Origin of the sequence: Sphingomonas radicis (genome assembly GCF_051400635.1) — a bacterium.
Classification (GTDB): Bacteria; Pseudomonadota; Alphaproteobacteria; order Sphingomonadales; family Sphingomonadaceae; genus Sphingomonas.
This window is the reverse complement of sequence record NZ_JBLFFG010000002.1, coordinates 771,146-797,114: the sequence shown is the minus strand read 5'-3', so window position 1 is coordinate 797,114 and position 25,969 is coordinate 771,146. Positions and strand designations below refer to the sequence as shown.

Below are 25,969 nucleotides of genomic sequence, written 5' to 3'. Positions count from 1 at the left end.
GCTAGGGCCGCGGATCGCTGGCGGCGAGGTCGGCGGCCACTCTCAGCTCCCACCCGCGCGCGCCTTGTTCGCGGCTGAGGGCGAGCGCTTCTTCGAGCAGCGCTATGCCCGCATCTTTCGCCCCGGTGGAACGCACGATCCCAGCCTTGAGACGGAGCAGCTCGGGCACCGCGAAGCGCTCGCCATTGGCTTCGCAGCACGCGAGCGTGGCATCGACCAGCGCCAACGCCTCGCCGGTCCGCGACTCCGCGGCGAGGCCGCGGGCGAGCGCGATCGAGAAGGGCGTGGTCAGCAGCTCGTAGCGCGCCGCGCGTAGCCGCGAGAGGCTTTCCTCGACTGCGCCGAGCGCGTCGCGGGTCCGACCGCGCTGGATGTCCAGCTCGCCGCGAAAGCCGGCGGCCGCGGCGATATAGGGGCCCAGCGCATTGACTTGGGCGCATTCGGTGAAGGCAGCGAGATCGGCCTCGGCCGCGGCGAAATCCTCCATCCACAGGAAGACCGACAGCGACCAGATCAGTGCGATGCAATGCGTGAGCGGATGATCGAGCCGCGCCGCCTCGCGAACGAACTGCCGTGCCAGCCGGCCGGCCTGTTCGGCATCGCCCGAGAGCCACAGGGTTCGCGCCATCGCGATCCCGGAGCGGTTGCGATGATCGAAGCCATAGTGAATGGTCCGACCCCGGGCCGAAGGCGGGCTCATCTGCAGCGAAAGCTCGAGCGCGTGCCGCGCGGTTTTCTGGTCTCCCGCGAGATGATGCGAGATGCCCGAAAGCGAATAGGCGACGCCAATCGCCTCGGGCGCGCCGATCACCTCGGCAACCGCGACCGCATGCTCGGCGTGGCGCATCGCGACGGCATATTCCCCGACGCGCTCGTGGAAGATATGGAGCCGGCCGAGCAGGCGCAGCTGGTTCCATTTGTCGTCGAGCGTCGTCGCGATTTCGAGCGCGCGGACGAGCGCATTCCCCGCCGCCTCGCTGTTGCCGCGCGTGAACATCAGCGTGATGCCGAGCGCCGCCTGAAGCTCGAGTTCCAGCGCGCTGCCGCGCTGATCGTCCATGATCTCCCCCAGCGCGCGGGTGCACCAGGTGCGGCACTCGATCAGGTGCGACAGGTTGAGAAATACAGGTGCGCTGGCGGCAGCGAGGCGTACGGCCAATCTGCGATCACCCTCGGGCCCGAAGCACCAGTCGAGCGCGCTGCGGATATTGCCGAGTTGGGGGCGGAGCGGCCTGGCGTCCTGCAGCACGCCCTCCTCCTGCTCGGCCATTTCAAGTTCGGCGAGGAAGAAGGCTGCGTGGCGGCGGGCGATGGTGGGGTGCGCCGCATCGCCCCGCGCGACCAGCTTTTCGCGGGCATAAGCGCGCGTCATCTCGAGCAGCCGATAGGTGCCAGTGCGGCGCGAGCGATCGGGGGCGATCAGCGACTTGGAGCTGAGCTCGTCGAGCGCGACGGCAACCTCGTCCGATCCGATCCCCGCATCCGCCACCACACCCAGCGCGGCGTCGATCGAGAAGGGGCCGACGAAGATCGAGAGCCGCTCGAGCACGACGCGCTCGGCATCGGAGAGCAGATCATAGCTCCAGTCGAGCGTAGCCTGAAGCGTCTGCTGGCGCGGCTGCGCCGTGCGCCGGCCCGACCAGCCGAGGCTGAAGCGCTCGCCGAGCTGGCGCGCGGTGGCTTCGATGCCGTGCGTGGCGACCCGGACGGCGGCCAGCTCGATGGGCAGGGCCATCCCGCCGAGGCGCTGGCACATCTCGGCGAGCAGCCGGGCGTCGTCCTCGTCGATCACCAACGCACTGTCGGCGGCGGTGGCACGCTCCCGGAAGAGCTGCACCGCGGGATAGGCCAGCAGCTGATCGCGCGTCAGTCCGGATAGGTCCTCGGGGTAGCCGAGCGCGTCGAGGCGGAGAACATGTTCGGCGCGCACGCGCAGCGGCTCGCGCGAGGTGGTCAGCACGCGCGCCCGGGGCGCTTCCTCGACGATCCGCTCGACGATTCCGGCGACCGCCTCGATGACGTGCTCGCAATTGTCGAGGATGAGCAGAAAGGGGCGATCGCGAATATGGCCGAGGATCACGGCAAGCGGATCCTCGCTCTGGACCGCGATCCCCATCGCGCCGGCGATCATCGAGGGCACCACCGCCATGTTCTCGAGCATGCTGAAGTCGACGAACGCGACCTGATCCTCAAACGTCGACGCGAGCCGGTGGCCGATCTCTACGGCGAGCGAGGTCTTGCCGACCCCCGCCGCGCCGACGATCGAAAAGAGCGGCGTATCGGCGACGCGCTCGACGAGGAGCTCCACGTCTCGCTCGCGTCCAATCAGATGCGGCAGCCGCGCGGGCAGATTGGTCACGGTGGCCGCCCTGACGCTCTCCTCCGGGCGCCGCGGAACCGAGCCGCCGCCATGGCGCTCGACCGGCGCGACGAACGCGTAGCCGACGCCGACCTGCGTCGCGATGTAGCGCGCGCCGTCGATCCCATCGCCTAGCAGCTTGCGCAGCCCCGCCATGTGAAAGCGCAGGCTTCCGTCCTCGACCACCACATCCGACCAGACGCGTTTGAGCAGCTCGCGCTTGGAGAGGACGCGGCCGGGCTGCTCGGTGAGCACCACGAGCAGGTCGAACGAGCGGCCGCCGATCTCGACGGGCTCGCCGTGCCGGGTCAGCAGGCGCGCGCCCGGGGACAGGCAGAAGGGCCCGAAGCACATGCGTTCGCCAAGCTGCTGATCCAGGTCCGCCACGATCTGCCATTACCCCCGTCTGGTCGGCCGATCCATGCCGCGCGTGGCGGCGCGTCTCAATCCTGCCTGGCAATTATTCCTTCGGGAAATCGGTGGAGAGGCTGAGCGCGCGCCAGCGCTCCAGTTCGTTGAGCCGGGCTCTGTCGCTGCGCTCGATTGCGGCAATGGCGTCGCTGCCGAGCGGCAGGCGCAGCGGCGGATCATCGGCGGTGACGATCGTGAGGATCGCCTGCGCGCCGCGGCGCGGATCGCCGGGTTGCCTGCCGTGATACGCCGCCTGCATCCGCGCGGCATTGCCGACCACGGCATCGTACTCGGCGCGGCCCGCATCGAGCGTGGTCGAGGATCCGGCGAAATCGGTGCGAAAGCCGCCCGGTTCGATGATCGTCACGCGCACGCCGATCAGCTTCATCTCCTGCGCGAGCACTTCGGAGAAGCCCTCGATCCCCCATTTCGCAGCCGAATAGGGCGCGCGTCCCGGCGCGCCGACCCGGCCGCCGACCGAGGAGAACTGGACGATGTGGCCGCGGCGCCGTTCGCGCATGTGCGGGATCGCGGCCTTGGTCATCAGGATCGTGCCGAACAAATTGGTGTCGATCTGGCGACGGAACGAGTCGATCGAGGTGTCCTCGACCGAGCCGACGTCACCATAGCCCGCGTTGTTGACCAGCACGTCGAGGGCGCCGAACGCGCTGATCGCAGCGGCCACGGCGGCGGCGGCGTCCTCTGCTGAGGTCACATCCAGCCGTGCGGCAGCGAGCTTGCCGGGACGGCCGTCGCCGAGACCGGCGAGCTGATCGGGGTCGCGCGCCGTCGCCAGCAGATTGTCGCCCGCATCAAGGATCGCCTCGCACAGCGCGCGCCCGAAGCCGCGCGAGCTGCCGGTCACCAGCCAGGTCCGTGTCATGATTCCATTTCCCATCAACCAAAGGTGAAGACATAGGCGCGCACGCCGGGGCGCGAGAATTCGATCGCGACTGTGCGGTCGGCGATCTCGCCCGGTTGGCGGACCAGCTGGTAGAGCCGGTCCTCCTTCACTTCGCCCCAGCCGGCAGCATCGACGTCCACGCCGTGGCCGGCGCCGGGCGCGCGGCCGTCGATCGTCACGCGGAAGCGAACCGGACGCCCGTCGGCCGCACCGCCCAGCACAAGGTGCGCGTCGCGAGCATGGAAGCGAAAACGGATGGTGCCAGGGCCGCCTTCCAGCGCCGCATATTCACTCCCCACTCTCCAGCTCCCCGCCAGATCCCATCGGTTGCGCGACAAGGTGGCGGCGGGAGCATAGCTGCGCGTTGCATCGTTGCGGAGACCGCCCGCCGATGCGAAGCCGACCGCCTTGGCGTAGCCGATATAGGCTTCGGGTGAACCCAGATCGGCCCAATCGGCCTGCGCCTCCACGCCCTTGCCCTCGATCGGGGCTAGCGGCACGTCGGAGACATTCTGACCCGCTTCGGCCAGCAGCGTGCGGATCAGCTGCTCGCCCTCGTCATATCCGCCTTCGCCGAGCCGATAGCCGCGCATCTTGCCCTGCGCGTCGATGAAATAGATGCCGGGCCAGCCCCGGTTGGCGAAGGCGCGCCACACCGCATAATCATTGTCCTGCAGGTTTGGGTAGCGGACATCGAGCTGGCCGAGGGCGCGGCGGACGTTCGCCGGGTCGTGCTCGAAGCCGAATTCGGGCGCGTGAACGCCGATCACCTCGAGCCCCTTGCTTGCGTAGCGCTCGCTCCACGCCCGCAGATAGGGAAGCGCACGCAGCGAGTTGATGCACGAATAGGTCCAGAAGTTGACGACCACGACCTTGCCGCGCAGCGACTTGGGACCTTCAGGCGCCGGAACGAGCCACGGTGCGGCCTCCTGCAGCACTTCGACCGGGCGCGGCGCGGCGCGGAAGGGCGCTCCGGCGACAGCTTCGCTGGCCTTGGCGGGGGATCGAACGAGGCCCAGCGCATCGCCGAAGCAGACGGCAACGGTCGCGGCAGCCGTCGCGACTGCGGCAGCGGCGAAGCCGAGCGAGCGTCTCTGGTTCATGGTGCGTGCCTCCTATTGCTGGTCACCGCAGATAATAAGGCTGCCGACGCGCCGCTTCCCGTTAGCCATCGGCGGGCAAGCGTTAGTTCCTGAAAGCGGGTGCCGTGCGTCTGCTCCCCCGCGGGCGCTAACGTCGCATCACTGCACTTAACGGGCGTCGCTGCTCCGCTTCCTTAAATCTGGCCGCAACCAGATCGGGAGAAGAACCCATGTTCGCAGACCAACCCTCGCGCCGTCAGTTCGTCGTCGGAGCGGGTGTGGCGGGAGCGCTCAGCGCCATGCCGTCCATCGTACGCGCCCAGGCCAGCGACCGCGCCATCCAACCCTTCCGGATCGCGATCCCGGAGACCGAAATCCGGGCAATGAAGCGCCGGATCGCCGAGACCCGCTGGGCCGATACTCAGCCGGCAAGCGATGACAGCCAGGGCGTGCCCCGTCAGACGTTCGAGCCGCTGATGCGCTATTGGGCGCAGGGCTATGACTGGCGCAAGGTTGAGGCTCGGCTCAACGCGCTGCCGATGTTCGTCACCGGGATGGACGGCCTCGACATCCACTTCATCCACGTCCGCTCGCGACACGAAAATGCGCTGCCGATGATCCTCACCCATGGCTGGCCGGGATCGATCCTCGAGTTCCTCCAGGTCATCGAGCCGCTGACCAACCCGACGGCGCACGGCGGCAAGGCGGAAGACGCCTTCCATCTGGTAATCCCGTCGATCCCGGGCTTCGGCTTTTCCGCAAAACCCACGGTGCCCGGCTGGGGCTCGGATCATATCGGCCGCGCCTGGGCGATGCTGATGCAGCGGCTCGGCTATGAGCGCTATGTCAGCCAGGGCGGCGATTGCGGCTCGGTGATCTCGCAGCGCATGGCGCTCCAGCATGTGCCCGGACTTATCGGCATTCATCTCAATATGCCCGCGGTCGTCCCCGCCGACATCGCGAAGATCCTTGCCGCAGGCGATCCCGCCCCCGTGAGCCTCACGCCCGGGGAGCGCGGCGCATTCGACCAGCTCGAAGCCTTCTACCGCGACAATTCGGCCTATGCCGCGATGATGAACACGCGGCCCCAGACGATCGGCTATTCGCTGGTCGACTCGCCGGTGGGCATGGCCGCGTGGTTGTACGAGAAGATCGGCCAATGGACCTATCCCGCCGGCGATCCCGAACGGGTGCTCGGCCGCGACGCGATCCTCGACGACATCTCGCTCTACTGGCTGACCGGAACCGGCGCATCCGCCGCGCGGATCTATTGGGAGGATCACTCCAACAACTTCAACGCGCGCGGCATCATCGACCTGCCGGTCGCAGTCAGCGTGTTCCCCGGTGAGATTTTCCGCGCGCCCAAGAGCTGGGCCGGGCGCTGCTACACCAATCTCTTTTACTTCAACGAAGCGCGCGACGGCGGCCATTTCGCCGCCTGGGAGCAGCCGGCGCTGTTCGCCGAGGAAGTCCGCGCCGCCTTCCGACCGCTTCGCTGAGCACCCATCCCCAAGGAGAACCACTATGTCAGACGCCAAGACTCTGTATACCGCCTATGTGCATGTGACCGGCGGCCGCGAAGGCACCGCCCGCAGTTCGGACGGCCGCCTTGATGTCGCGCTCGCGGTGCCCGGCAGCCCCGGCGCCGGCACCAATCCCGAACAGCTGTTCGCCGCCGGCTGGTCGGCCTGTTTCGAAGGCGCGATGGTGATCGCCGCGAAGAGCAAGGGGGTGGCCCTGCCGGCCAATCTCGCGATCGATGCCGAGGTCGATCTGCGCCATGGCGGGTACGGCTATGCACTCGCCGCCCGGCTGAACGTAAGCGTTCCGGGCATGGAGCCCGAGATCGCGCGCCAGCTGATCGAGGCCGCGCACCGCACCTGCCCCTACTCCAAGGCGATCAAGGGCAACATCGACGCCGTCGTTCGCCTCGTCTGACGTCCATTTCGAAGGAGACCGACATGAAGAAGCTGATTGCGGGCGGGCTGCTGCTCGCCGCCGCGGCGCTACCGTTCGCTGCGCAGGCCCAGGCCACGAAACCCACGGTGGTGCTCGTCCACGGCGCCTTCGCGGATTCGTCGAGCTGGAACGGCGTGATCCGGATTCTCGAGCGCGACGGCTATACCGTGGTCGCCGCCGCCAATCCGCTGCGCGGCGTCCGTGCCGATGCCGATGCGGTGCGTGCGCTGGTAGACAGCATCCCCGGACCGGTCGTGCTCGTCGGCCACAGCTATGGCGGCTCGGTGATCAGCGAAGCGGGAGAGGGCGCGCCGAACGTCAAGGCGCTGGTCTATGTCGCCGCCTTCGCGCCGGATGCCGGGGAGACTGCGCTCGGGCTGACCGGCAAGTTCCCAGGCAGCACCCTCGCGCCTACGCTGGCGCCGCCGGTCAAGCTCGCGGGCGGCGGCAACGACCTCTACATCCTCCAGGCACGTTTCCCCGATCAGTTCGCGGCGGACGTGCCCTCGGCCGAGGCGCGGTTGATGGCCGCCGGCCAGCGCCCGATCGCCGAGGCGGCGCTGGCAGAGGCATCGACCGAACCCGCATGGAAGCGCGTCCCTTCCTGGTTCGTCTATGGCGACCAGGACCGAAACATCCCGCCCGCTGCGCTGGCGTTCATGGCCGATCGTGCGAAGTCGCGCGGAACGGTCGTGGTGAAGGGCGCCTCGCATGTGGTGATGGTGTCGAACCCACCGGCGGTGACCCGCGTGATCGAAAGAGCGGCGACCGCCCGATGAGTTGAGCGCCGGCGGCGGCCCCCAAATGCCGCCGGCGTCGCGCCCGCGGTCGGCTTCGCGCTTGCGTCGCTGGTCGCCGGCGATCCCTATTGCGAGTAGTTCGTGAAGACGAGGTCCGCCTTGCTGTCGAGCGCGTCGAGCTTGGCGTGGCAGATGAAGCAGGCCTTGGTGAGCGCCGGATCCTGGTTCGCCGCGCCGTTCTCGAACTGGCCATAGCCCCAGCCGCCGCTCGTAGCGTAGCGCTTCGAATCCTTGACGCTGACCTGCACGTTGACAGGGTCGCCGGCGACGAATGACTGGGGGGCGGGGAAGACGGTGTCGTTGCGCGGCGACGATTGGAACCGCCAAGCCAGCCGCACGATCACGGCGCCGTCGGGGAAGGGGCGGTTGCCTTCGCGAAAGGCTTTTACCGCGATGTCGTTGCCCAGAATGGCCCGGATGTCGTTGTTCTTGCCCGCCTCGTGCGCGACGCTGATCAGCCTCCAGTCGCGATAGCCCGTGGGGAGCTTGACTCCATAGACCGGGGAAACGTCGCTGGCCGGGCGCCGGGCAGCGGCCACCGCAGAGACTCCGAAGACCATTGTCGCGAGCACAAGGCTGCAGGTTGCGAAACGCTTCATGCTGTCCTCCTCAACCGGCCAGCGTGGCGACGTCGAGCACCGCCTTGGCAAAGGCGGCCGGGGCTTCCTGCGGCAGATTGTGCCCGATCCCGCCGCTGATTAGCCGGTGCTCATAGGGCCCGGTGAACTTGGCGCGATATTGCGCCGGATCGGGGTGCGGCGCGCCGTTGGCGTCACCTTCCATGGTGATCGAAGGGATCGTCACCGGCGGCGCCGCGGCCAGCTTCGTCTCGACCGCGTCATATTGCGCCTCGCCCTCGGCGAGCCCGAGCCGCCAACGATAATTGTGGATCACGATTGCGACATGGTCCGGATTTTCGAACACGGCGGCCGAGCGGTCATAGGTCGCTGCGTCGAACTTCCACTTCGGCGAAGCCAACTCCCAAATGAGTCGGTTGAACGCCTTCGTGTTTGCGGCGTAGCCGGCCTTGCCTCGCTCGGTCGCGAAATAGAACTGGTACCACCATTGCAGCTCGGCCTTCGGCGGCAGCGGCTTGGCGTTGCCGGCCTGGCTGCCGATCAGATAGCCGCTGACCGAAACCAGCGCCTTGCAGCGCTCGGGCCAGAGCACCGCCATGATGTCCGCGGTGCGCGCGCCCCAATCGAAGCCGGCGACGATCGCCCGCTCGATGCGGAGCGCGTCCATCAGCGCGAGCCCATCGGCCGCGAGCGCGGCCTGCTGGGCATTGCGCGGCGTCTCGACCGAGCGGAACGCCGTGCTGCCATGGCCGCGCAGATGCGGCACGATCACGCGATAGCCGCGCGCGGCGAGCATCGGGGCGACCTCGGCGAAAGCGTCGATGGCATAGGGCCAGCCATGGAAGAGCAGCACCGCCGGCCCCGAAGCCGGCCCCATCTCGATATAGCCGATGCTGAGGACGCCCGCGTCGACTTGCCGGATCGGGCCGAGGGGGGAAGGGGAGGACGACCTCCGCAGTGTCGCGGCCAGCGCAGGCGTGCCACCTCCAGTCAGCGCTGCGGCGACCGCGGCGATCGCGGAGGCGCCGTGGACGAAGCCGCGGCGATCGATGACGGTTTCGGGCATAGGCTTCGACATGGCTCCGGTCCTTCTCGGCAGCATGAAAACGGTTCGCAGATAGCGTTGCGGGAAAACCAGCGCCCGTTAATCGCTATGATCTGCTGTGAGCGAGCGGTGCGTTTCTCGGAAACTAACAGCGTCTAACTGGTCGGCCCATGCGCTGCGTCATAATCGGGGACGCCCTGCTAAGGTTTGGAAGCCCAATGCCTCGATTCAGTCCGGCGATGCAGCGGCACGTTCGCGCTGCCGAAGACGCCTGGAACAGCCGCGACGTGCAGGCGATCCTGCTCGCAAGCACGATCGACTGCCAGTGGCGGAACCGTGTCAACTTCCTGTGGGGGCGCGAGCAGATTCGCACCTTTCTCGAACGTCAGCTGCGCCGCGAAATCGAGCTTCGTACCGTCATCGAGCTATGGGCGGAGGGCGATAATCGGCTCAGCACGCGCCACGCTGCCGAGTTCCGCAACGACAGCGGCACCTGGTTCCGCGTCTACGGCAGCGAGGAGATCGAGTTCGACGATGCAGGACTGGTCCGGCGCCGCCTTACCGCCGCCAACGAGCATACGATCCGGGGGCATGAGCGTTCGCTGTGCTGGCCGGAGGGGCCGCGCCCGCCCGACCATCCCGGCCTCACCGAGCTGGGCTTCTAGGCGCCCTCCACCGCGGGCGTGAACTCCATGCCCCTAGTCTCGCGCAGCAGCCCGGCGGCAAACAGCACGAGCGCATAGGCCACGCACACGTAGAGGCCGATCGAACGAGAGATGCCGAATGCTGCGATGCTGCCACCGACTGCCAAGGGAGCGAGGCCCGCGACGCCGCGCCCCACATTGTAGCAGAAGCCAAGGCCCGAGCCGCGCAGCCGCGTCGGGTAAAGCTCGGCCAGCACGGGGGCGATGGCGCTATAGAGTCCCATCGCGAACAGCCCGAGCGGCGCGCCGATGGCGAGCAGCGCTGTGTCGGAAATCTCTGCTTCGGTGGCGACGAGCACTGTGGCGATTGCGCCGAGCGCGAAGCAAGCGAGCGTTGCCCGGCGCCCGATGCGATCGGCGAGCGTCGCCCCCAATATATAGCCGACGAGCGATCCGCCGACGAGCACTGCCATGTGCGTGGCGGCCTGCGCCGTGGACATGCCGCGCTCGAGCCGCAGCATCGTCGGCCACCAGGTGGCGAGCGCCCAATAGCCGCCATGCGTCCCGATCGCGAGCAGGCTGCCCCGGGCGGTGTTGCCGTACATCCGGCGCGAGAAGATCCAATGCCAGGGTTCCGCATCCGTGGTGGCGAGGAAGGTAGCGGACTCGATGAGCCGCCGGCGCGCGACGAAGACTGCCAGCGCAGGTGGCAGGCTGAAGAAAAAGGCCGCGCGCCAGCCCAGATCTGGCGGCAGCAGCGCCACGGCGATTGTGGAGGTCGCGGCGGCCAGGCCCCAGCCGATCGCCCAGGCGCTCTGCGCGGTCCCCACCAGCCGGCCGCGCGTCGCCGCGGCGGAGATCTCCCCCATGAACACCGCGCCGACCGCCCACTCCGCGCCGAAGCCGAAGCCCTGAAACATCCGCGCGGCGAGCAGTTGCTCGAAATTCTGCGCCAGCCCGCAGCACAGGGTGGCGAGCGCCATCCAGACGATGGTCAGCTGCAGCACGCGCACGCGGCCGAACCGATCGGAAGCCAGGCCCGCCAGCCACCCGCCGGCCGCGGAGGCGACGAGCATCACCGTCGCCAGCAATCCGCCCGCCGAAGGAGTCAGGTGCCAGAGCGTCAGCAGCAGCGGCAGGACGAAGGAATAGAGCTGGACGTTCATCGCATCGATGCTGAACGCGGCATAGGTGCTGCGGAACGCGCGGCGGCCGTTCGGGTCGAGGACGCGATACCAGCGTGGTGCGATCATCGGAGCCGGCGTACCAACGAATCCATCTCCGCTCTCAAACACATCTTGAACGATCGTTCCAGTATATTATCTCTCCGCCATGGCCCGCCCCAAGGAATTCGATGTCGATACCGCCGTGGAGGCTGCGATAGCGGTGTTCCGCGAACATGGTTTCGAAGGCACTTCGGCACAGATGCTCGTCGATGCGATGAAGATCGGCCGGCAGAGCCTGTACGACACGTTCGGCGACAAATGGGGCATCTACCGCACTGCGGTGCAGCGCTATTCGCGGGATGAAGTGCGAACGCATGCCGAGATGCTGGCGAGCCGCGAGCGGGCGATCGACGGGATTCGTGCGATGCTCGCTCGCGTCGCGGGCGAGGCGGACCAGGCCTGCCTCGGCCTCGGCGCCATCGTAGAGTTCGGCTGCACCCGGCCCGAGTTGGTGAAACTCCGCGAGGCTTCGAGCGCCACGCTGGCACGCGCCGTGAAGGAAGCCTTGGCCAAGGCGCGGGCGCAGGGCGACGTCGCGGCCGATCTCGATCTCGACCACCTCGCGGCCTTCGTGATCACGATTGTCTCCAGCATCCGCCTTGCGGCGCGTGCGGGCGCCAGGCCGGACCAGCGCGCCGCGCTCGTCGATCTGGCCCTGCGCGCACTGCGCTGATCCATTTTGTCCAGAGCGCCAGATTCTTGCGATCTTCGACGAACTCCAAGCGGGTGAGGCGGCGCTCGAGCGGGCGGTCGCTGCTATACCCGCCGGCACGCCCCCGATGCTGTGATCGGGCGATTGCTCAGGCTTTCCGCCACCGGTTGAAGGCAATCGAATTGCTCTAAGTTGTGCGCTGTTGCGCCGGCAACCGGCTGCTAGGCTGCTCACTGAGAGCCCCCGAGCGTTTCCGCGCATCGTCATGGCACCTGCCGTCCTTGGGTCATTGTCGCCGCTGACTGCGCCAAGGTGAAGCAGACCGAGGTGCGAGGCGTAGAAGAGGGGGGTCGAGGTGAACCCCATGAGCCATTGAACGGGGCGATGCGGCAGGCTGTCGAACCTTTCAAGGAGAACCGTCGATCTGCCTTATATACGATATTCCGTATATCTGCGTAGAATACGCTTTTGCGTATTTTGTTGCGTTATACGAAAAAGCGCATATACAGGTCTCATACGCAAAATCGTATGAGATGAGATATGGAACCTGTCATCCGTTCAGCAAAGGCTCTAGGCGCGTCTATCCGCAAGTCGCGGCGCGCAGCGGGGTTGACGCAGGCCGACCTTGGCCTCGGAACCGGCCTTCGCCAAGCGACAATCTCGAGCCTCGAAAATGGCGAGGGCGGCACGCTGGAGTCGCTTTTCAAGCTCTGTACCTTTCTCAAGCTCGAAATGCGGCTCGTGCCCCGTTCGACCATGCAACCGGACCTAGATGAGATTTTCTGATGCCGAAGCGCCGATCCTCGACGCTAGCTGTCCTTCTCAATGGGCGCTTGCTGGGCCGGCTTCATCGTGCAGCCAATGGCGCTGTCGATTTCCGGTATGAACAGGCTTGGCTTGACTGGGAGTTTGCAATCCCGGCCTCGCTCTCGCTACCGCTGGGCGACCAGCGTTACACCGGCGCGCAAGTAACGGCGGTGTTCGACAATCTGCTGCCCGACAATGACGATATCCGGAGAAGAATAGCAGAGCGGATCGGCGCCGACGGTATCGATGCCTACAGCCTTTTGTCAGTCGTCGGCCGCGACTGTGTGGGCGCACTGCAATTTCTGGAGGAAGGGCAGACGCCGACGCCAGTTGGTCAAATCGAAGCTGTGCCGGCTAGCGACGATGACATTGCCCAAATCATCGCAAACCTTGCCAAAGCCCCGCTTGGGCTTGAACCGGATGACACCTTTCGGATCTCGATTGCGGGCGCTCAGGAAAAGACAGCGCTGCTCTGGTGGGAGGACAAGTGGCAAAAGCCCCTGGGCACCACACCGACCACGCACATTTTCAAACCGCAGATCGGACAGCTGCCGAACGGCATCGATCTGTCGAATAGCGTCGAGAACGAACATTTCTGTCTTACCCTGATGGGGAATCTGGGACTGCCGGTCGCGCCGACTCGGATCGAGCGGTTCGGCGGTCGACCGGTGCTCATCGTCGAGCGTTTCGATCGCCAGCATGGACGCGGCGGCAGGCTGCTTCGCCGCCCTCAGGAGGATATCTGCCAGGCGCTCTCGGTCCCTCCGACGCGCAAATATGAAGACCATGGAGGCCCGGGCGTCGTCGAGATCATGCGGCTTCTTGCCGCCAGCGACACGCCCGATGTGGATCGCAGGCACTTCATGAAGACGATGATCGCGTTCTGGATGATCGGCGCCACAGATGGCCATGCGAAGAACTTCAGCATCTTCCTGGCGCCCGGTGGCCGCTTCAACGCCACACCACTCTATGACGTGCTGTCCGTCGAACCCAGCCTGGCGGCGCACCAGGTGAACCGAACGCAGGTGCGCTTGGCGATGGCGATCGGAGATCGTCGCCGATATCGGGTTTTTGACATATTTCCTCGCCATTTCCTGCAAAGCGCGGCGCTTAACCATTATGACGAGCGTGAGATTCTTGCGATCTTCGACGAGCTTCAAGCGGAGGGTGAGGCTGCGCTCGAGCGGGCGGCCGCCGCTATGCCTGCCGGCACGCCCGATGCTGTGATCGGGCCGATTGCTCAGGCTTTCCGCCACCGGTTGAAGGCAATCGAATTGCTCTAAGTTAGGGCGATCCGGCGAAGGCAACCCGCTATTCGGCGGTGCGGCGCCGCAGGCGGCCATAGCCGGGAGGACGGGCGCCCTGAACCCGGGAACTGCGCTCCTCGAGCCACGTCTCCGCAAAAAGATCGCGCTTTTCGATATGTGCCCTCAAATCCTTCACGACGCGCGTGAATGCCCCGATCAATATACCGGGCTCGAGAAAGACGATGTCGTCGCCGAGATCGTCATTTAGCTCGCTCATCGCGATCATCAGGATCGTCATCAGCTTGTTGTCCGCGCATCGGAGGGCGAAATCGGGCGATTTCAACGCCAGCACCGCTACGATCGCCAGCGGGTCGCTGTTGGTGACCTCGGCGAAACGTATCAGCCGGTCGAAGGTGAAGCGGCCGCGCCCCGATTCGAGATGCTCATAGGATCGAAGCGGCATGCCCATCGCCCGGGCAACCTCGCTGGACCGCAGGCGTCGCTCCTTCCGGATCGCCTTGAGCGCCGCGGAAAGCAGTTCAATGTCAGCGCGTTCCTGCTTGGTTTTCATCCCGTTCCCCAGGCCCGATCACCGGCACCGACCGCACGACAGGATCCTCCCTCCGCCTTCGCCCTTTCGATCCATGCGCATGGTGAACCTATTACATGGGCGAAATGAACGGCGTGCAAGTTCTGCCGATGATCGTACGCATTTTCGGCGCAGAAGTCGCAATATCCTGGTCAAGACTGCACCTTCTATGCCGGTATGCGCAAGATTTTCGACGTTCACATCCAAACTGCAGTGAAGTTGACCATGGCGCGGGTCCGGGGCTGGACGAGATGCCGACGACCAGGATGCTGCTCGTGTGAGCGAGACATCCATCGTGCCTCAGGCCAGCCGACGACATCCTTTCGTCACGGCCTATAAAAATCTGCGGATCGACTTGGCTGGCCGATCCAGGCTCCCGGGCGATCAGATCGTGGTGGGTGAGGTGGCAAGCGCGTTGCGCATCAGCGCCACGCCGGTGCGCGAGGCGCTGGCGCGTCTCTCCGGCGAACGGCTCGTCGACGACCGTAGGAGCCACGGCTACTTCGTGCCGCTTCTCTCCTGGTTCGATCTCGTCGAACTCCATGACCTATGCGAGCTGCATCTGGGCGCGGCCCTCCGGGACGCGGAGCAGCATGGCGACGGTCGGGAAAGCAGGCTGGCGGCAGGGACAGAGCGGTCCTTTCTGCAGCCTTGCGACGACCCGTCCGGTGATGCGCTCCGGGCCGTCCTGGCATTGTCGCGCAACGCGCGGCTGGTCGCCGCGGGCCAGATCCATATCGAGGCTCTTGCCGCGGCGCGCCATACCGAGGCGGAACTTTACGGTTCCAACGCCGAACGCGACGCGCAGCTGGTGGAACTGTTGCGCCAGCACGCATGGAAATCCGCCAGGACACTGCTGCGCGATGAATTCCGACTTCGCCGTTCCCGTGCGGAACGGGTGGCGTTCGCGATGGCGGCCGCATGCCGGGCAAGAAATAGCCGCCATATAGTTTGAATATAGAGCTCGAACGGCATGTTCTGGGTCTGCCGCAAGTCGCGGCTTGCACAACCCTGGAGGTCATCATGCCGAAAGCACCCATATCCCGGCTCGTCCGTCTCGGACGGGTCAGCGCGCTCACGAAGGCGATCGTCCTCGTGCTCCCGAACGAACCCGGGGAAATCTACCTTGGCGTTCCGCGGCCCTGATCGCAGGGGAGGGACGGCTTACGGGCCGCCCCTCTTCTTTCCGATGTTCTACGGCATCGCCCCGCACGTATATCTCGCCGAGGTCGACGGAGACCTGGTGCTCCTGGACGCACGGACCAACGCCTATCTCTGCGTGCCGCGCAGCTTCTCCGATGGCTTGAAGGTCGCGCTGACGGGTAGTCACCGGTTTCGGCCCAGCGCCGACCTGCTCGATGAGCTGGAGACGGCGGGCCTTTTCGGCATGACGGACGCACAGCCGCGGCATGCGCCGCCCCGGATGGAAGCGATTGCGGATCTGGATCGACTGCCCGGGGCGCGGGCAGCGGCAACCCCGTCGAGGCTCCTGGCTCTTGCGTGCGCTGCTGCCTTGGCGCCCGCGCGGCTTCGAATATTTCGTCCTCGCCGCTGGTTCGCGACCGCCAAGCGCTGGAACGCACGGGCCGCCAGCGGGCAGGATGTGTCCGGCGTTCACGCGCTCGCGCGGCTCGCGCGCGACGCTCGGCCCTTCTTTCCCGGACTTGGGAGCTGCCTTCCTGGATCGCTGTACCTGCTCGGGTTTCTCCACCGGCAAGGGATCGCCGCCAGATGGGTGTTCGGGGTGCGCACCTATCCGTTCGAGGCACATTGTTGGGTCGAGCATCAAGGGGTGGTTCTCAACGACAGTCTCGAGCATGTCCGCTGGTATACGCCCATTGTCGCGGTCTGAAGCGCCGGCAACGCCGGGCTATCTGGTCGTGCTCTGGCCTGCCGGACGCGAACCAGCGGCCGTTCTCCGGATTCGGAAAGCGCTTGGCGAGCACGCGCCCCAGCTCGAACGCCGCTTCGCGCTGCCGGGTCTGTGCCTCTTCGCTGACCGAACTGGCAGCCAGCATCCTGTGTCGGCCGACGAGGGCGCCCGGCTGATCCTGGTCGGCGCCGCCTTCGACCGTGACACGCTGGAAGAGGGAGGGGCTTCGCAGGTGGATGCCGGCTCGGTGGTCCGGCTCGACGATGCTGCCCTGCTCGAGCGCGTCTGGGGGCGCTTCATCGCGCTGCGCCGGCAGCCGGAGCTTGCCGGCGTGACGATCCTGCGCGACCCAAGCGGAGGGTTGGGAGCTTTCGTCGCCGAAGGCGAGGGTGTGTTGCTCGTCTCGCCGAACTTGCCCGAATGGCTGCGGCGGGCTGCCGGCGCAAGGCCGATGATCGATGCGCAGTGGCTGGCAGCTGCGCTCGCCAATCCGCTCCTGCCGACGCATCGCTCGCTTCTGAAAGGTGTCCGGCACTTGCCGGCCGGCTGCGCGCTCGACTGCGTCGGCACCGGATCGGCAGATATCCGTACGCTCTGGCCCCAACCGCGCTTGCTCCGCGAACCGCCCGCCCTCGAAGCCGAGGCTTCGACACGGCTGCGCAAGGCCGTCGCGGGCTGCGCGCGGGCGCTGGCGTCGCCCCACCCGCGGCTCACGCTCGAGCTGTCGGGCGGGCTCGATTCCGCAATCGTTCTGGGAGCGATCGCCACCGCACCCGATCCTGTCGAGATCAGCTGCGTCAATTTCTCCGTCGCGCACGCCGGCGGCGACGAACGCTCCCAGGCGCGGGCCGTCGCGGATCAATGGGGAGTGCGGCTCATCGAAGTAACCGCCCACGCCAGCGACCTTCAATTCGGCGACCTGCTCACCGGCGAGCAACCGGTCGAACCCATGCTGTACGGTCTTGATCCCATTCTCGAGCGCGCCAGCCTCGGAGTCGCCAGGGCATTCGATTCGACGGCGATCTTCACGGGGCAGGGCGGAGACGCGGTGTTTGGAAATTTGCCCAATCCCCTCGTGGCCGTCGACTATGCACGCGCGGTCGGCTGGCGAGCGCATTTCTCGAAAGTCGCCTATGATGCGGCAAGGCGCGCGCACCGGTCGATTTGGCACGTCCAGTGGCTGATGCTGCGGGACAGGTTGTGGCGTCGGCCTCCGCCGGTTCAGCCAATGCCCGGGATGCAGCTGGGTAGTGCCGCCATGGCCGCGGCGCGGGGCAGGGCGTTGCGCCATCCCTGGTTGCGCGACGACGTCATCATGGCGCCGGCGCGTCGTCTGCAGTTCGAGGCGATCGCTAATTGCCAGCATTTCAACAGCCCGACCTGGCGCAGCGCCGAAAAGGCGCTGATCCATCCGCTTCTTTCCCAGCCCGTCGTCGAGGCCTGCCTGGCGATCCCCAGCTATCGCTTGGCGAGCGGTGCAGGCGACCGGGCATTCGCGCGTGAAGTGTTTCGCGATTGGCTGCCGCCTTCGATCCGGGATCGCCGCGACAAGGGCGACGCCACCAACTATTACCGGCGCGCGGTTTCGGAGAATCTCGCCTGGTTGCGCGCGTTCCTGCTCGACGGCACGCTTGTGGCCCATGGCTTTCTCGATGGCCCCGGAATCGACCAGGCCCTCAGGGAAGAGAATTTGATCTGGAGCGATACCTCCCGCTTGGTCGTGGTCTATGCAAGCTTTGAGGCATGGGCCCGCTACTGGGGCCTCGAAGATCCGGCGGACTGAGCCTCGGCGAGAAACGAAAGGACATGGGCCCAATAGTCGCGCAGGTTCGCCGGGCTCGTCAGGCTGTGGCTCTCTCCGCGATAGCGAAGCAGCATCGCATCCTTTCCCGTCCGGTACAGCGCCAGGAACATGCGCTCGGCTTGTGCCTGGGGCACATAATCCAGGTCGGAATGGATCAGCAGGACGGGCGCGCGAATGTCCTCGACCCGATAGAATGCGCTGTTGCGCGTATAGCGCGCAATGTCTTTCCAGGGCGGAACGCCCATTCTCCCCTGACCGCCTTCCGACCAGCCGATCGGGATGGTCAGCGAGATGCCGCTCTCCGCGTAGTTGAGCCGCGGATCCATTGCCGCATAGGCGGACGCCAGGTCGTAGATGCCGTTCGCTGCGACGACTGCACCGAAGCGGGGGCTGACTGCCGCCACGCCGAGTGCCGTATAGCCGCCATAGCTGTGCCCCACGAGGAAGGGCGGCGCGCGCGACACGCGGCCGCTCGCCTGCGCGGCATCGATCGCCTTGTCGAGCACCGCAGCAATGTCGGCGAGCGGCTCGCCTGGCCCGTCGCCGAGCGGGATGCTCGGCTGGAGCACCGCATAGCCTGCCCCGACGAGCAGCAGCGGATGGGTCATGGTGGTCGGAGTCGCAGGCGCCGAATCGGCAGGGGGCGTGGGTCCATAAGGATAGCCGGGGTAGGGCACGACGACGAGGCGGGGCGGCGCTCCGCCAGCCTTTGACGGCAAGAGCAACCAGTGATTGAGCAGCGTGCCGTCTGCAGCCCGGCTGTGGAGCAGCACGCGCTTCGCGGGCGTGACTTCGGCGAGATGCCGATTGATCCGGTCGAGCGTCGTCCATTCATCGCCATCGACCTTGGCAAGTGTGCCGACGCCTTGTGCGTCCTCGCGGTAGAGGATCAATGCGCCGGTCGGCGTCGTCGCGAGGATCTGGTCGTCCTGCCGCACCGAGTGCGCCCGGAACCTCCCTGCACGGTCTTCGGCATATGCCCGCTGGCCGTCGCCCGTGCCGACCGCCGCGAGGCCCCTCTCGGGGACGGCGTTGAGCCACGCACGCGTGCCGAGGCTATGGCCATCGAACAGGGTCGGTCTGATCCGCGTCACCGGCCCCGAGGCGATCTTGTGCAACGCGCCCGACCAGCTGGCGCGCCACAGGCCTTGCGTATCTGCGAACGCGAAATGGCTTGTGCCGGCCGCCACCAGATCGGTCGGCGTCGTGCCGCGGAGCGCGGTTGCGGGCCGCGCCTCACCGCGCGGACCGAACACATACCAGACCCGCCGCTGGTCGCCCGCGCGTTCGGCCAGAACGAACGCGCGCTCGCCCGCCCATCCGGCGCGGACGAAGCGCGCACTGCCGCCCCCGATCCGCGTCACCGGCCGGACATCCCCAGGAAGCGGGGTCGTGGTCGAGGCGGGGCTGCCCTGGCTGAGGTAAAGCGTCCCCGCGGACCATGGGCTGCCGTCGCGGCGGCCGTAGAACAGCAAGTGCGCGCCTGCAGGCGCCCAATGAAGCAGGCTGGGCAGGACGTCACAGCCGCAGGGCTCCTGCCGCGCGCCGGTGACGAGGTCGAGGATCGTCAGACGCTGGCGGCGCGGCTCGAACGCCGGGTCGACGCTCGCGCCCGGGTCCGGCTGGACGGGCGGCCCCTTGGTGAGGACGGCGAGCTTCGTCCTGTCGCCCGACAACGCCATATCGAGCACGTCGCCCTGCATGCGCATGTGCGTGGCGCCGCTGGCAAGGTCGACCTCGACGATGCGGCGCGCGCGATAGGAGGATCCGCGGCCAAGATAACGACCGCTGCCCAGCAGGTCGGAGGAGGCGCGACGGCCGCTCGCCGCGCCTTCCCAGCGGCGGATGCTGTCGCGCTGGGCATTGGTGGGGGTCTGGAACAGGCCCGGAAGGCCGCCGTCGTCGAGGGTCACGACGAGCAGGCGATCCTCGTCGATCCAGACCGGGGCAGGACGTGCGGCGGGCAGGTCCGGGACGAGATCGAGCCAGCGGACCTTCCGGCTCGCCAGGTCGACCACGCCGAGCTGCAGCCGGTCGCCCTGCAGACGGAATATGCTAAGGCGCGAACCCGATGGCGAGAAGGCGCTGGCCCAATAGCCCGCCGCCTTTGCCTGCGCGAACAGCGGCTCCGCGCCCTTCGGGGCGGCAAGATCCACGACGAGCAGCTTCGACAGAGATCGCCGCACCATCCAGTCATAGCTGTAGCGTGGGGCGCTGTCGTATCGGTCGCGGCGCTCGACTATCGCGACGCGCCCGGCCGGGTCGACGAGCACCTGGCCATAGCTCTCGAGGCGGAGCATGTCCTCGATCGTGTAGGGACGGGCAATCGCGGCGGGTGCCGGCAACAGACATAGCACGGCCAGCCATGGGAAACGCATGGTCGAAACTTTCCGGGTGTGTGGAGAAGCGCAGGACTAGGCCGGGGTCACCATCGCTTGATGACCTGGAGCGAGACGAAACGTCCCAGCGGGTCGGCGCTCGCCGCGCCATAGCCGAAGCCGGTCAGCTGATCGACAAAGGGAGGATCGGCGTCGAACAGGTTCTGCGCGTTGAGGGCGAAGCTCCAGCCATTGTCCCGGATTGCCTGAGGCGAGAAGCGGATCTGTGCGTCCACGGTCGTCCAGCTGCCGACCATGCGCTCGGGGTTGCTGACGTCGTCGACATAGCCGTCGACATGACTGAGCGTCGCCGACACGCCCCAGGGCCCCTTGTCCCAGCCCAGCGATGCGCGCAGGCGCCAGGCCGGCGGGTTGGAGAGGGTGCCGACCCGCTCGAGCAATGCCGCCTTGGGCGTGATCCGGCGCTGATAGTCGAGCATGTGCGAAGCATTGAGGCTGAGGGCGCCGGTGCCGCCTGCCAGCGCGAAATTGCCCGACACGAGCAGGTCAGCTCCGCGCACGAGCAGTTGCGCGGAGTTGACGAGGCGCCCGTCGAGGATCGCCCTGTAGAATTCAGGCGGGAAATAGCCTCTGATCAGCGACCCTGGATCGTTGATCAATGCGACCAGCCGCGCGCGGTCGGCGGCGTTGTTCACCGGATCGACCCGCGTGATGTAGGGCGAGAAGACGATATCCGACAGCGCCTCGGTGAGATTATCCGCGGCGGGCCGTTCGATGCGGTTGCGGAAGTCGGTCTGGAACCAGGTCGCCTCGACGCGCCATCGCGGTGCCCAGCCGGGCGAGATGCGGGCGTTGAAGGACAGCGACTTCGCCGTTTCGGGCTGCAGCGCCGGATTGCCGCCGAACAGCGTGAGGACGGGCGTCAGCACGCCCGCCGCGTCGCGCAGCTGCACATAGGAGACCTGGAGCGCATCGCGGACCTCGCGAAGCACCGGCGCGCGGAAGGACGTACCATAGCTGCCTTTGAGAACCAGTCCCGTGACCGGCTCCCAGACCAGCCCGAACTTGGGGTTCGTCGTGCTGCCGAAATCGCTGTACTGCTCGTGGCGCACCGCGGCCGAGAGAAGCAGCCGCCGCAATCCCGGCAGCGCGTTGTCAGGGCCGAAGATCGGAAGCGCCACTTCGCCGAACCCGGCGCCGATCGACCGGCCGACGTCCGTCCGGGCGGAAGCCGAAGGCGTCGTGCCGGAAAGGAAGTTCACGCCGCTGCTGTCGAACTTCTCGCGCCGGAAATTGGCGCCCAGCGCGATCTTCACAGTGCCGCCCGGCAGGTCGAACACGCCGCCATCGGTCTTGATGTTGGCCGAGGTCATCCGGCTCAGCGTGCGGGTGGTCGCAAAGCCCTGGCCGATGAAGTCGAGGATCGTCCGGCTGTTGACCGCACCGTCGCCATAGGGGTTGAAATAGCCGTCCAGGGCCGGGTTGAACGGCGTCGACGGATCGTCGGGCGTCGTGCCGACGGCCTCGGCGAAGAAGCTGCTGTTGACGATATTGTCATATGCGGTGTGGGTCAGCTCGGAGGCATGGGTGACATAGGCCTCGATCTGCCAGTCCGTTTGCGGCGTGATCGTCAACCCGCCCGTCGCGCTCCAGCTGTCGACGCTGCCGGGTTGACGGATCACCCCCAGCTCGCGCTGGAACGAATAGGCGATGAGGGCGACAGGCGCGCCGTCGGGGCTCACGAACCAGGGATTGCGCGGCGTGACCTGCGCGAGCGTCGTGCTCGCCTGGCCATAGCTCTCGAAGTCGCGACGGGCGTAGCGACCTTCCGCGAAGAGCTCGATCCTGTCGCCCAGCTTCTGCGCCGCGGTCAGATAGGCGCTGTGCCGGTCCTGGCGCGGCAGGACGTCGGTGCCCGCACGGAAATCGACACGATTCTGCCCGGGGCGAAATCCGCGGGCGTCAGCCCGGCACCGTTCTGCCCGCTCGGGATTGCATAGGCTGGGACAAGCGATCCGCCCGGGCTGATCGCCATGATCGTGCCGGGATTCGAGAAATAGGAGCGCCAGTCGCTGCCGCCGAACGGCCTGAGATCTGCGGACGCGGTATAAGGCCGCTGATCTGCACGGAGCCGGTCGCGATGCATGAACTCGTAAGCGCCGAGCACATGGCCGGTGGTCCAGCTTGCGCCCAGTACCTGGCCCATCTGGATTTCGGCTGCGCCGCCCTGCGTGGGGGTTCCCACCCGCAAGCGCGATTCTCCTCCGTCCAGCGAGCGGCGCAGAATGACGTTAACCACTCCGCCGACCGCGTCCGAGCCATAGAGCGCCGACGCGCCGTCGGTCAGAACCTCGATCCGCTCGACTGCCGCCAGCGGGATCAACGATATGTCGGTGAAATCGGCTTGGCCGCCCGAGCCGGCGAGCCGGCGGCCATTGACGAGCGTCAGCGTCGCGTCGCTTCCGAGCCCGCGCAGATTGGCGCTCGTCCCGAGCCCGATATTCTGCGTGCTGTGATCGGCCCCCGTCAAGCTCGTGTCCTCGGTTCCGGTCCCGCCGAAATTCTGCGGCAGGGCAGCGATCGCCTCGGCGACCGAGCCTTGGCCGGCGCGGTCGATGTCGGAACGATCCAGGGTGATGACCTGCGAACTGCCTTCCGAGATGCCGCGGATGTTGGATCCAGTGACCACGATGTCGTCCCCGGGCACGTCCTGTGACGCGGGAGGGACGCTCGTCGCCGGGGCGGGGGAGGCAGGACGGCGCGGACGTGGCTGTGGTGGTGCAGGCACCGGGCGTCGCTGCGTCTGGCGCGGCAGGAGGACGAAGGCCTTGCCGGCCCGCCTTACCTCGATGCCGCTCCCGCCGAGCAGGCGCTTGAGCGCCTCGTCGTCCGAGAAGCGGCCGATCAGCGCCGCTGCGCTGCGCCCCGCTACCAGATCGCTCGAATAGAGCAGCTGGCGCCCCGTGATGCGCGCATAGGCGGCGAGCGCACCGCCGAGCGGGCCGGCCGCGATCCGGAAGTCCCGCGTCTGGGCAGCGGCCTCCGCCGATGCCGCACCCATAATGGCGATCGCCGCCAACCCTGCCAGCATATGCGATCGCTTGCCCCCGGCGATCTTGCTCTTCTTGTCCCCCACGACCTTCTCCCCGCGTGCCGGGACTACCGGCCATGTCACCCAGATCGCGCGCAAGTGCCGCGACTGGGGAAGCAACGTGCTGGGGCGCGGGCGACCCTGACTCCCGCCCGTAATTTTTTTGCTGGATCCGAGCCTTGTCTCAGCTTCGCGTCAGAACAATGGTATTTTCCACGCGATTCTGCTTGAGCGAGAACAGGGCGGAAACGGCGGCAACGAAGCTTTCGGTGTCCCCGGTCTGGAAAGTGCCGTCCACTTTCGCATCTTCGAGCGTCGGATCGCCGAGCTCGATCCGGTTCTCGCTATAGCGATTGGCCTCTGCGATCGCTTGATCGAGCGGCGTCCCCCGGAAGACGAGCCGCCCCGAGGTCCAGGACGTCACTGCCTCGAGATCGACCGCGCGGGTCGCTATTTCGCCATCGGCATTGACGATCGCGCTGAGCCCGGCACGGGCGAGCCGCGCGGGCGCACCCGCGCCCCCATCGACCATGACAGCGCCCCGCGCGAGGACGACCTGGACCTCGCCGGCCGCGCGCCGCACGTCGAACTGCGTGCCTGCGGCCTGCACCGTTACACCGCGCGCGCGCACCTCGAAGGGGCGCGCCGGGTCGTGCTTCACATCGAAGAACGCCTCGCCACGGTCGAGCGAGATCCGCCGACCCGCATTGGCGCGATGGACGCGAAGCGCACTGTCGGTGTTGAGACGGATCCGTGATCCGTCCGCCAGGCTGACCAGCAACTGCTCGCCGATGGCCGTGCGATAGGCACGCGCCATGCCGACCAGGAGCCAGCCAGCCCCCGCGGCGACCGGTGCCAGGCCCGCGCCCGCGAGCACCATCCGGCGGCTGGGCCGCCAGCCGCGGCGCTCGAGGCGGGGACGGCTCAGCGCATCCCCTACCGCCGCAGCTATGTCGGGATCGTCGCCGAGCGCTCGCGATTCGCGCCAGAAGGCTTCGGCACGCGCGAAGCGCTCGGCGTTCCCTGGCGCGCGCCGCCAGGCATAGAAGGATTCCAACTCCTCGGTGGTCACCGAGCGCGTGTTGAGTTTGGCAAGCCACTCGGCTGCCTGCTCGTCTGCGCGCTCCTCCTGCGTCCCCATCGTGCCCCGCCATTCAGTCGCGTAGCTTCGCGGCGCACATCGCCAACGCCCGGCTCATCCGCCACTCGACGGTCTTGACCGGGACGCCAACATGGCTCGCTATCTCCTGATAGGTCAAACCGGTAAACCGGCTAAGGACGAATACGTCGCGATAAATCGCAGGAAGCGACAGAATCGCCTGCTTCATTTCGAGCGTGCAGTGCTGTTCGGGCTCGATGCGCGGGAGTGCGGACTCGTCGAGCGCATCGATCGGAGCGGCGAGCCCTCCGCGCACGCTGTTGCGGCGCATCTGGTCGCGCGCCAGATTGACCGCGATGCGCAACAGCAGCGCTTTGGGGTGACGCCCCGCGTCGGTCGCGTCGTACCGGGCGACGCGGGTATAGGTTTCCTGCACGATGTCATCGACATCGAGCGGCGTTGCGCGCAGCCGCCAGGCCAGCATGCGCCCGAGCCAGGCCGCATGACGTCGATAGAGTTCGTCGAGCGTAGATGCCGGCTTGTCCGCCCGCGGCGGCAGCGAATCCTCGTTCCGGCCCGTGCTGGCCATTGCTTCCACTCCCCAGGTCGAGGGGCGTGGCGATGCCGATGGAAACCTGCACAGGCGCGACGGCCGGCGGCTGCTGCCCGCACGACGCCATAGCTGTCCCCGCGCAACAGGCGCGAAGCACATCCGGTCTTGCACAGGGGTTTCCACGCCCCTGCCGCCGATGCTTCGACGGCGACGCCATGCTGGCCTATTCCCGAAGTCTTGGCAAATCGTGCCCGAACGGCCAGATCAGGCGCGCCACCTGATGGCCAAGAATGCGCTGGAAGGCAGGGGTCGGGTGTTGGAAACCTTTGTGCAAAGGCCCGCTATTTAGAAGCGATCCGCCGCCATTACCCCGGCTCCAGAATCGCTCCCTGTTTCACGGCACCCGACATGCGCAGCCTGCCCGGCGCAGCGGTCTCCCGCAACCCGCTGCCGTCATGCCGATCCTCCGGCTGACGCGCGCAGGGTGCCAGTGCCGCGACATGCCGCAGGTTCGCACTGACGCGGTTTGCCGGTCGGACCGCCAGAATTTGCCGATAGACGCGCAAAAACTTGCGCAGGTCGGCAAGTTGCGAGTCTCGCCAGGACGTTCGCCGGGACAAGGCCCGGGGGCCATGGTCTGCTGCCTCTTGGAGACGGCAAGGGGAGGGCATTTCATGCCCTCGGGCGTGGAGCCAGACTGGCGAGATTCCGCAGGGTATCGGGCGCTGCTCGCGCTCGATCGCCGGGGCTTCGCGTGGGAGTTCCTTCGCCGCAATCCGCACTATCGCGCCGAGGCCTGTCGGTATCCGCCTGCGCGCCGCACGCTTCGGTTCACGCAGGTCGAGCAGATCGAAGCGCCGCCCGGAGGTGCGGCGCGCTGGGGCCTTTGGTTTCCACGAGCGGCCGG

22 protein-coding genes and 1 pseudogene are annotated in these 25,969 nt (G+C 67.0%); 11 read left to right on the top strand and 12 right to left on the bottom strand.

Features of this window, described 5'->3' with window-relative positions; all coding sequences use genetic code 11:
- Window position 1: 1 nt before the first annotated feature.
- From ACMGDH_RS10710 to ACMGDH_RS10700, 3 genes are all read right to left on the bottom strand, one after another.
- Complete coding sequence (locus ACMGDH_RS10710; RefSeq protein WP_436827914.1) at window positions 2-2,746, bottom strand: ATP-binding protein; 2,745 nt, start codon at window positions 2,744-2,746, stop codon at window positions 2-4.
- Between the two features lie 73 nt (window positions 2,747-2,819).
- Complete coding sequence (locus tag ACMGDH_RS10705) at window positions 2,820-3,653, bottom strand: oxidoreductase (protein ID WP_436827913.1); 834 nt, start codon at window positions 3,651-3,653, stop codon at window positions 2,820-2,822.
- Window positions 3,654-3,667: 14 nt separating this feature from the next.
- Window positions 3,668-4,777, bottom strand: a complete 1,110-nt coding sequence (locus tag ACMGDH_RS10700; protein ID WP_436827912.1) for a redoxin domain-containing protein — start codon at window positions 4,775-4,777, stop codon at window positions 3,668-3,670.
- A gap of 209 nt (window positions 4,778-4,986) precedes the next feature.
- On the opposite strand from ACMGDH_RS10700, the gene ACMGDH_RS10695 reads away from it, so the two are divergent.
- Genes ACMGDH_RS10695 through ACMGDH_RS10685 form a run of 3 tightly spaced genes read left to right on the top strand, consistent with a single transcriptional unit; the run spans window position 4,987 to window position 7,494 of the window.
- Window positions 4,987-6,255, top strand: coding sequence for an epoxide hydrolase family protein (locus ACMGDH_RS10695; RefSeq protein WP_436827911.1), 1,269 nt, complete (start codon window positions 4,987-4,989; stop codon window positions 6,253-6,255).
- Window positions 6,256-6,280: 25 nt separating this feature from the next.
- Window positions 6,281-6,694 carry an organic hydroperoxide resistance protein gene (locus ACMGDH_RS10690; protein WP_436827910.1) on the top strand — a complete coding sequence of 138 codons (414 nt, stop codon included), beginning with the start codon at window positions 6,281-6,283 and terminating at the stop codon, window positions 6,692-6,694.
- Between the two features lie 23 nt (window positions 6,695-6,717).
- A complete protein-coding gene (locus ACMGDH_RS10685; RefSeq protein WP_436827909.1) occupies window positions 6,718-7,494 on the top strand; it encodes an alpha/beta fold hydrolase in 777 nt (258 codons plus the stop codon).
- Window positions 7,495-7,580: 86 nt separating this feature from the next.
- On the opposite strand, the gene ACMGDH_RS10680 is transcribed toward ACMGDH_RS10685, so the two are convergent.
- Window positions 7,581-8,114, bottom strand: a complete 534-nt coding sequence (locus tag ACMGDH_RS10680; protein ID WP_436827908.1) for a cytochrome P460 family protein — start codon at window positions 8,112-8,114, stop codon at window positions 7,581-7,583.
- Between the two features lie 10 nt (window positions 8,115-8,124).
- Window positions 8,125-9,171 (bottom strand): alpha/beta fold hydrolase, encoded by a 1,047-nt coding sequence (locus ACMGDH_RS10675; protein ID WP_436827907.1) that lies wholly within the window; start codon window positions 9,169-9,171, stop codon window positions 8,125-8,127.
- 185 nt (window positions 9,172-9,356) lie between these two features.
- Here ACMGDH_RS10675 and ACMGDH_RS10670 point away from each other — a divergent pair, with 185 nt between their 5' ends.
- Window positions 9,357-9,803 carry a DUF1348 family protein gene (locus ACMGDH_RS10670; RefSeq protein ID WP_436827906.1) on the top strand — a complete coding sequence of 149 codons (447 nt, stop codon included), beginning with the start codon at window positions 9,357-9,359 and terminating at the stop codon, window positions 9,801-9,803.
- Here ACMGDH_RS10670 and ACMGDH_RS10665 read toward each other — a convergent pair.
- Window positions 9,800-11,035, bottom strand: a complete 1,236-nt coding sequence (locus tag ACMGDH_RS10665) for an MFS transporter (protein ID WP_436827905.1) — start codon at window positions 11,033-11,035, stop codon at window positions 9,800-9,802. The two genes, ACMGDH_RS10670 and ACMGDH_RS10665, sit on opposite strands and share 4 nt — an antisense overlap.
- A gap of 79 nt (window positions 11,036-11,114) precedes the next feature.
- On the opposite strand from ACMGDH_RS10665, the gene ACMGDH_RS10660 reads away from it, so the two are divergent.
- The 3 genes from ACMGDH_RS10660 (at window position 11,115) to ACMGDH_RS10650 (ending at window position 13,750) form a co-directional block, all read left to right on the top strand.
- The gene (locus ACMGDH_RS10660; protein WP_436827904.1) at window positions 11,115-11,681 is read left to right on the top strand and encodes a TetR/AcrR family transcriptional regulator; all 567 of its coding nucleotides are present in this window, start codon (window positions 11,115-11,117) and stop codon (window positions 11,679-11,681) included.
- A 519-nt stretch (window positions 11,682-12,200) separates the two neighbouring features.
- Window positions 12,201-12,446: a helix-turn-helix domain-containing protein gene (locus tag ACMGDH_RS10655; protein ID WP_436827903.1), complete on the top strand. Its 246-nt coding sequence runs from the start codon at window positions 12,201-12,203 to the stop codon at window positions 12,444-12,446.
- The gene (locus ACMGDH_RS10650; RefSeq protein ID WP_436827902.1) at window positions 12,446-13,750 is read left to right on the top strand and encodes a type II toxin-antitoxin system HipA family toxin; all 1,305 of its coding nucleotides are present in this window, start codon (window positions 12,446-12,448) and stop codon (window positions 13,748-13,750) included. Before ACMGDH_RS10655 ends, ACMGDH_RS10650 begins: the two co-directional genes overlap by 1 nt.
- A gap of 28 nt (window positions 13,751-13,778) precedes the next feature.
- Here ACMGDH_RS10650 and ACMGDH_RS10645 read toward each other — a convergent pair whose 3' ends face one another.
- Complete coding sequence (locus tag ACMGDH_RS10645; RefSeq protein WP_436827901.1) at window positions 13,779-14,285, bottom strand: helix-turn-helix domain-containing protein; 507 nt, start codon at window positions 14,283-14,285, stop codon at window positions 13,779-13,781.
- A 295-nt stretch (window positions 14,286-14,580) separates the two neighbouring features.
- Between ACMGDH_RS10645 and ACMGDH_RS10640 the strand changes: the two genes are divergently transcribed.
- From ACMGDH_RS10640 to ACMGDH_RS10630, 3 genes are all read left to right on the top strand, one after another.
- On the top strand, window positions 14,581-15,258 hold the full coding sequence (locus ACMGDH_RS10640; protein ID WP_436827900.1) for a GntR family transcriptional regulator: 678 nt from the start codon (window positions 14,581-14,583) through the stop codon (window positions 15,256-15,258).
- 171 nt (window positions 15,259-15,429) lie between these two features.
- Window positions 15,430-16,155: a lasso peptide biosynthesis B2 protein gene (locus ACMGDH_RS10635; RefSeq protein ID WP_436827899.1), complete on the top strand. Its 726-nt coding sequence runs from the start codon at window positions 15,430-15,432 to the stop codon at window positions 16,153-16,155.
- Between the two features lie 28 nt (window positions 16,156-16,183).
- Window positions 16,184-17,959: an asparagine synthase-related protein gene (locus ACMGDH_RS10630; RefSeq protein ID WP_436827898.1), complete on the top strand. Its 1,776-nt coding sequence runs from the start codon at window positions 16,184-16,186 to the stop codon at window positions 17,957-17,959.
- Here the strand turns inward: ACMGDH_RS10630 and ACMGDH_RS10625 are convergent.
- From ACMGDH_RS10625 to ACMGDH_RS10605, 5 genes are all read right to left on the bottom strand, one after another.
- Window positions 17,929-20,358: an alpha/beta hydrolase family protein gene (locus ACMGDH_RS10625; RefSeq protein WP_436827897.1), complete on the bottom strand. Its 2,430-nt coding sequence runs from the start codon at window positions 20,356-20,358 to the stop codon at window positions 17,929-17,931. The two genes, ACMGDH_RS10630 and ACMGDH_RS10625, sit on opposite strands and share 31 nt — an antisense overlap.
- A 47-nt stretch (window positions 20,359-20,405) precedes the next feature.
- Window positions 20,406-22,061, bottom strand: coding sequence for a TonB-dependent receptor (locus ACMGDH_RS10620; protein ID WP_436827896.1), 1,656 nt, complete (start codon window positions 22,059-22,061; stop codon window positions 20,406-20,408).
- Window positions 22,062-22,189: 128 nt separating this feature from the next.
- Complete coding sequence (locus ACMGDH_RS10615) at window positions 22,190-23,455, bottom strand: TonB-dependent receptor plug domain-containing protein (RefSeq protein WP_436827895.1); 1,266 nt, start codon at window positions 23,453-23,455, stop codon at window positions 22,190-22,192.
- Between the two features lie 139 nt (window positions 23,456-23,594).
- Window positions 23,595-24,551, bottom strand: coding sequence for a FecR family protein (locus ACMGDH_RS10610; protein WP_436827894.1), 957 nt, complete (start codon window positions 24,549-24,551; stop codon window positions 23,595-23,597).
- 13 nt (window positions 24,552-24,564) lie between these two features.
- Window positions 24,565-25,098, bottom strand: a complete 534-nt coding sequence (locus ACMGDH_RS10605) for an RNA polymerase sigma factor (protein ID WP_436827893.1) — start codon at window positions 25,096-25,098, stop codon at window positions 24,565-24,567.
- Between the two features lie 254 nt (window positions 25,099-25,352).
- Between ACMGDH_RS10605 and ACMGDH_RS10600 the strand changes: the two are divergent.
- Window positions 25,353-25,946 (top strand): annotated as a pseudogene (locus ACMGDH_RS10600) (transcriptional regulator domain-containing protein); the annotation flags it as partial.
- Window positions 25,947-25,969: the final 23 nt, after the last annotated feature.

Coding starts and splice junctions, on each gene's coding strand:
- ACMGDH_RS10705 (WP_436827913.1), bottom strand. CDS start 3,653: ATGACACGGACCTGGCTGGTGACCGGCAGCTCGCGCGGCTTCGGGCGC.
- ACMGDH_RS10700 (WP_436827912.1), bottom strand. CDS start 4,777: ATGAACCAGAGACGCTCGCTCGGCTTCGCCGCTGCCGCAGTCGCGACG.
- ACMGDH_RS10695 (WP_436827911.1), top strand. CDS start 4,987: ATGTTCGCAGACCAACCCTCGCGCCGTCAGTTCGTCGTCGGAGCGGGT.
- ACMGDH_RS10690 (WP_436827910.1), top strand. CDS start 6,281: ATGTCAGACGCCAAGACTCTGTATACCGCCTATGTGCATGTGACCGGC.
- ACMGDH_RS10685 (WP_436827909.1), top strand. CDS start 6,718: ATGAAGAAGCTGATTGCGGGCGGGCTGCTGCTCGCCGCCGCGGCGCTA.
- ACMGDH_RS10680 (WP_436827908.1), bottom strand. CDS start 8,114: ATGAAGCGTTTCGCAACCTGCAGCCTTGTGCTCGCGACAATGGTCTTC.
- ACMGDH_RS10675 (WP_436827907.1), bottom strand. CDS start 9,171: ATGTCGAAGCCTATGCCCGAAACCGTCATCGATCGCCGCGGCTTCGTC.
- ACMGDH_RS10670 (WP_436827906.1), top strand. CDS start 9,357: ATGCCTCGATTCAGTCCGGCGATGCAGCGGCACGTTCGCGCTGCCGAA.
- ACMGDH_RS10665 (WP_436827905.1), bottom strand. CDS start 11,035: ATGATCGCACCACGCTGGTATCGCGTCCTCGACCCGAACGGCCGCCGC.
- ACMGDH_RS10660 (WP_436827904.1), top strand. CDS start 11,115: ATGGCCCGCCCCAAGGAATTCGATGTCGATACCGCCGTGGAGGCTGCG.
- ACMGDH_RS10655 (WP_436827903.1), top strand. CDS start 12,201: ATGGAACCTGTCATCCGTTCAGCAAAGGCTCTAGGCGCGTCTATCCGC.
- ACMGDH_RS10650 (WP_436827902.1), top strand. CDS start 12,446: ATGCCGAAGCGCCGATCCTCGACGCTAGCTGTCCTTCTCAATGGGCGC.
- ACMGDH_RS10645 (WP_436827901.1), bottom strand. CDS start 14,285: ATGAAAACCAAGCAGGAACGCGCTGACATTGAACTGCTTTCCGCGGCG.
- ACMGDH_RS10625 (WP_436827897.1), bottom strand. CDS start 20,358: ATGCGTTTCCCATGGCTGGCCGTGCTATGTCTGTTGCCGGCACCCGCC.
- ACMGDH_RS10610 (WP_436827894.1), bottom strand. CDS start 24,551: ATGGGGACGCAGGAGGAGCGCGCAGACGAGCAGGCAGCCGAGTGGCTT.
- ACMGDH_RS10605 (WP_436827893.1), bottom strand. CDS start 25,098: ATGGCCAGCACGGGCCGGAACGAGGATTCGCTGCCGCCGCGGGCGGAC.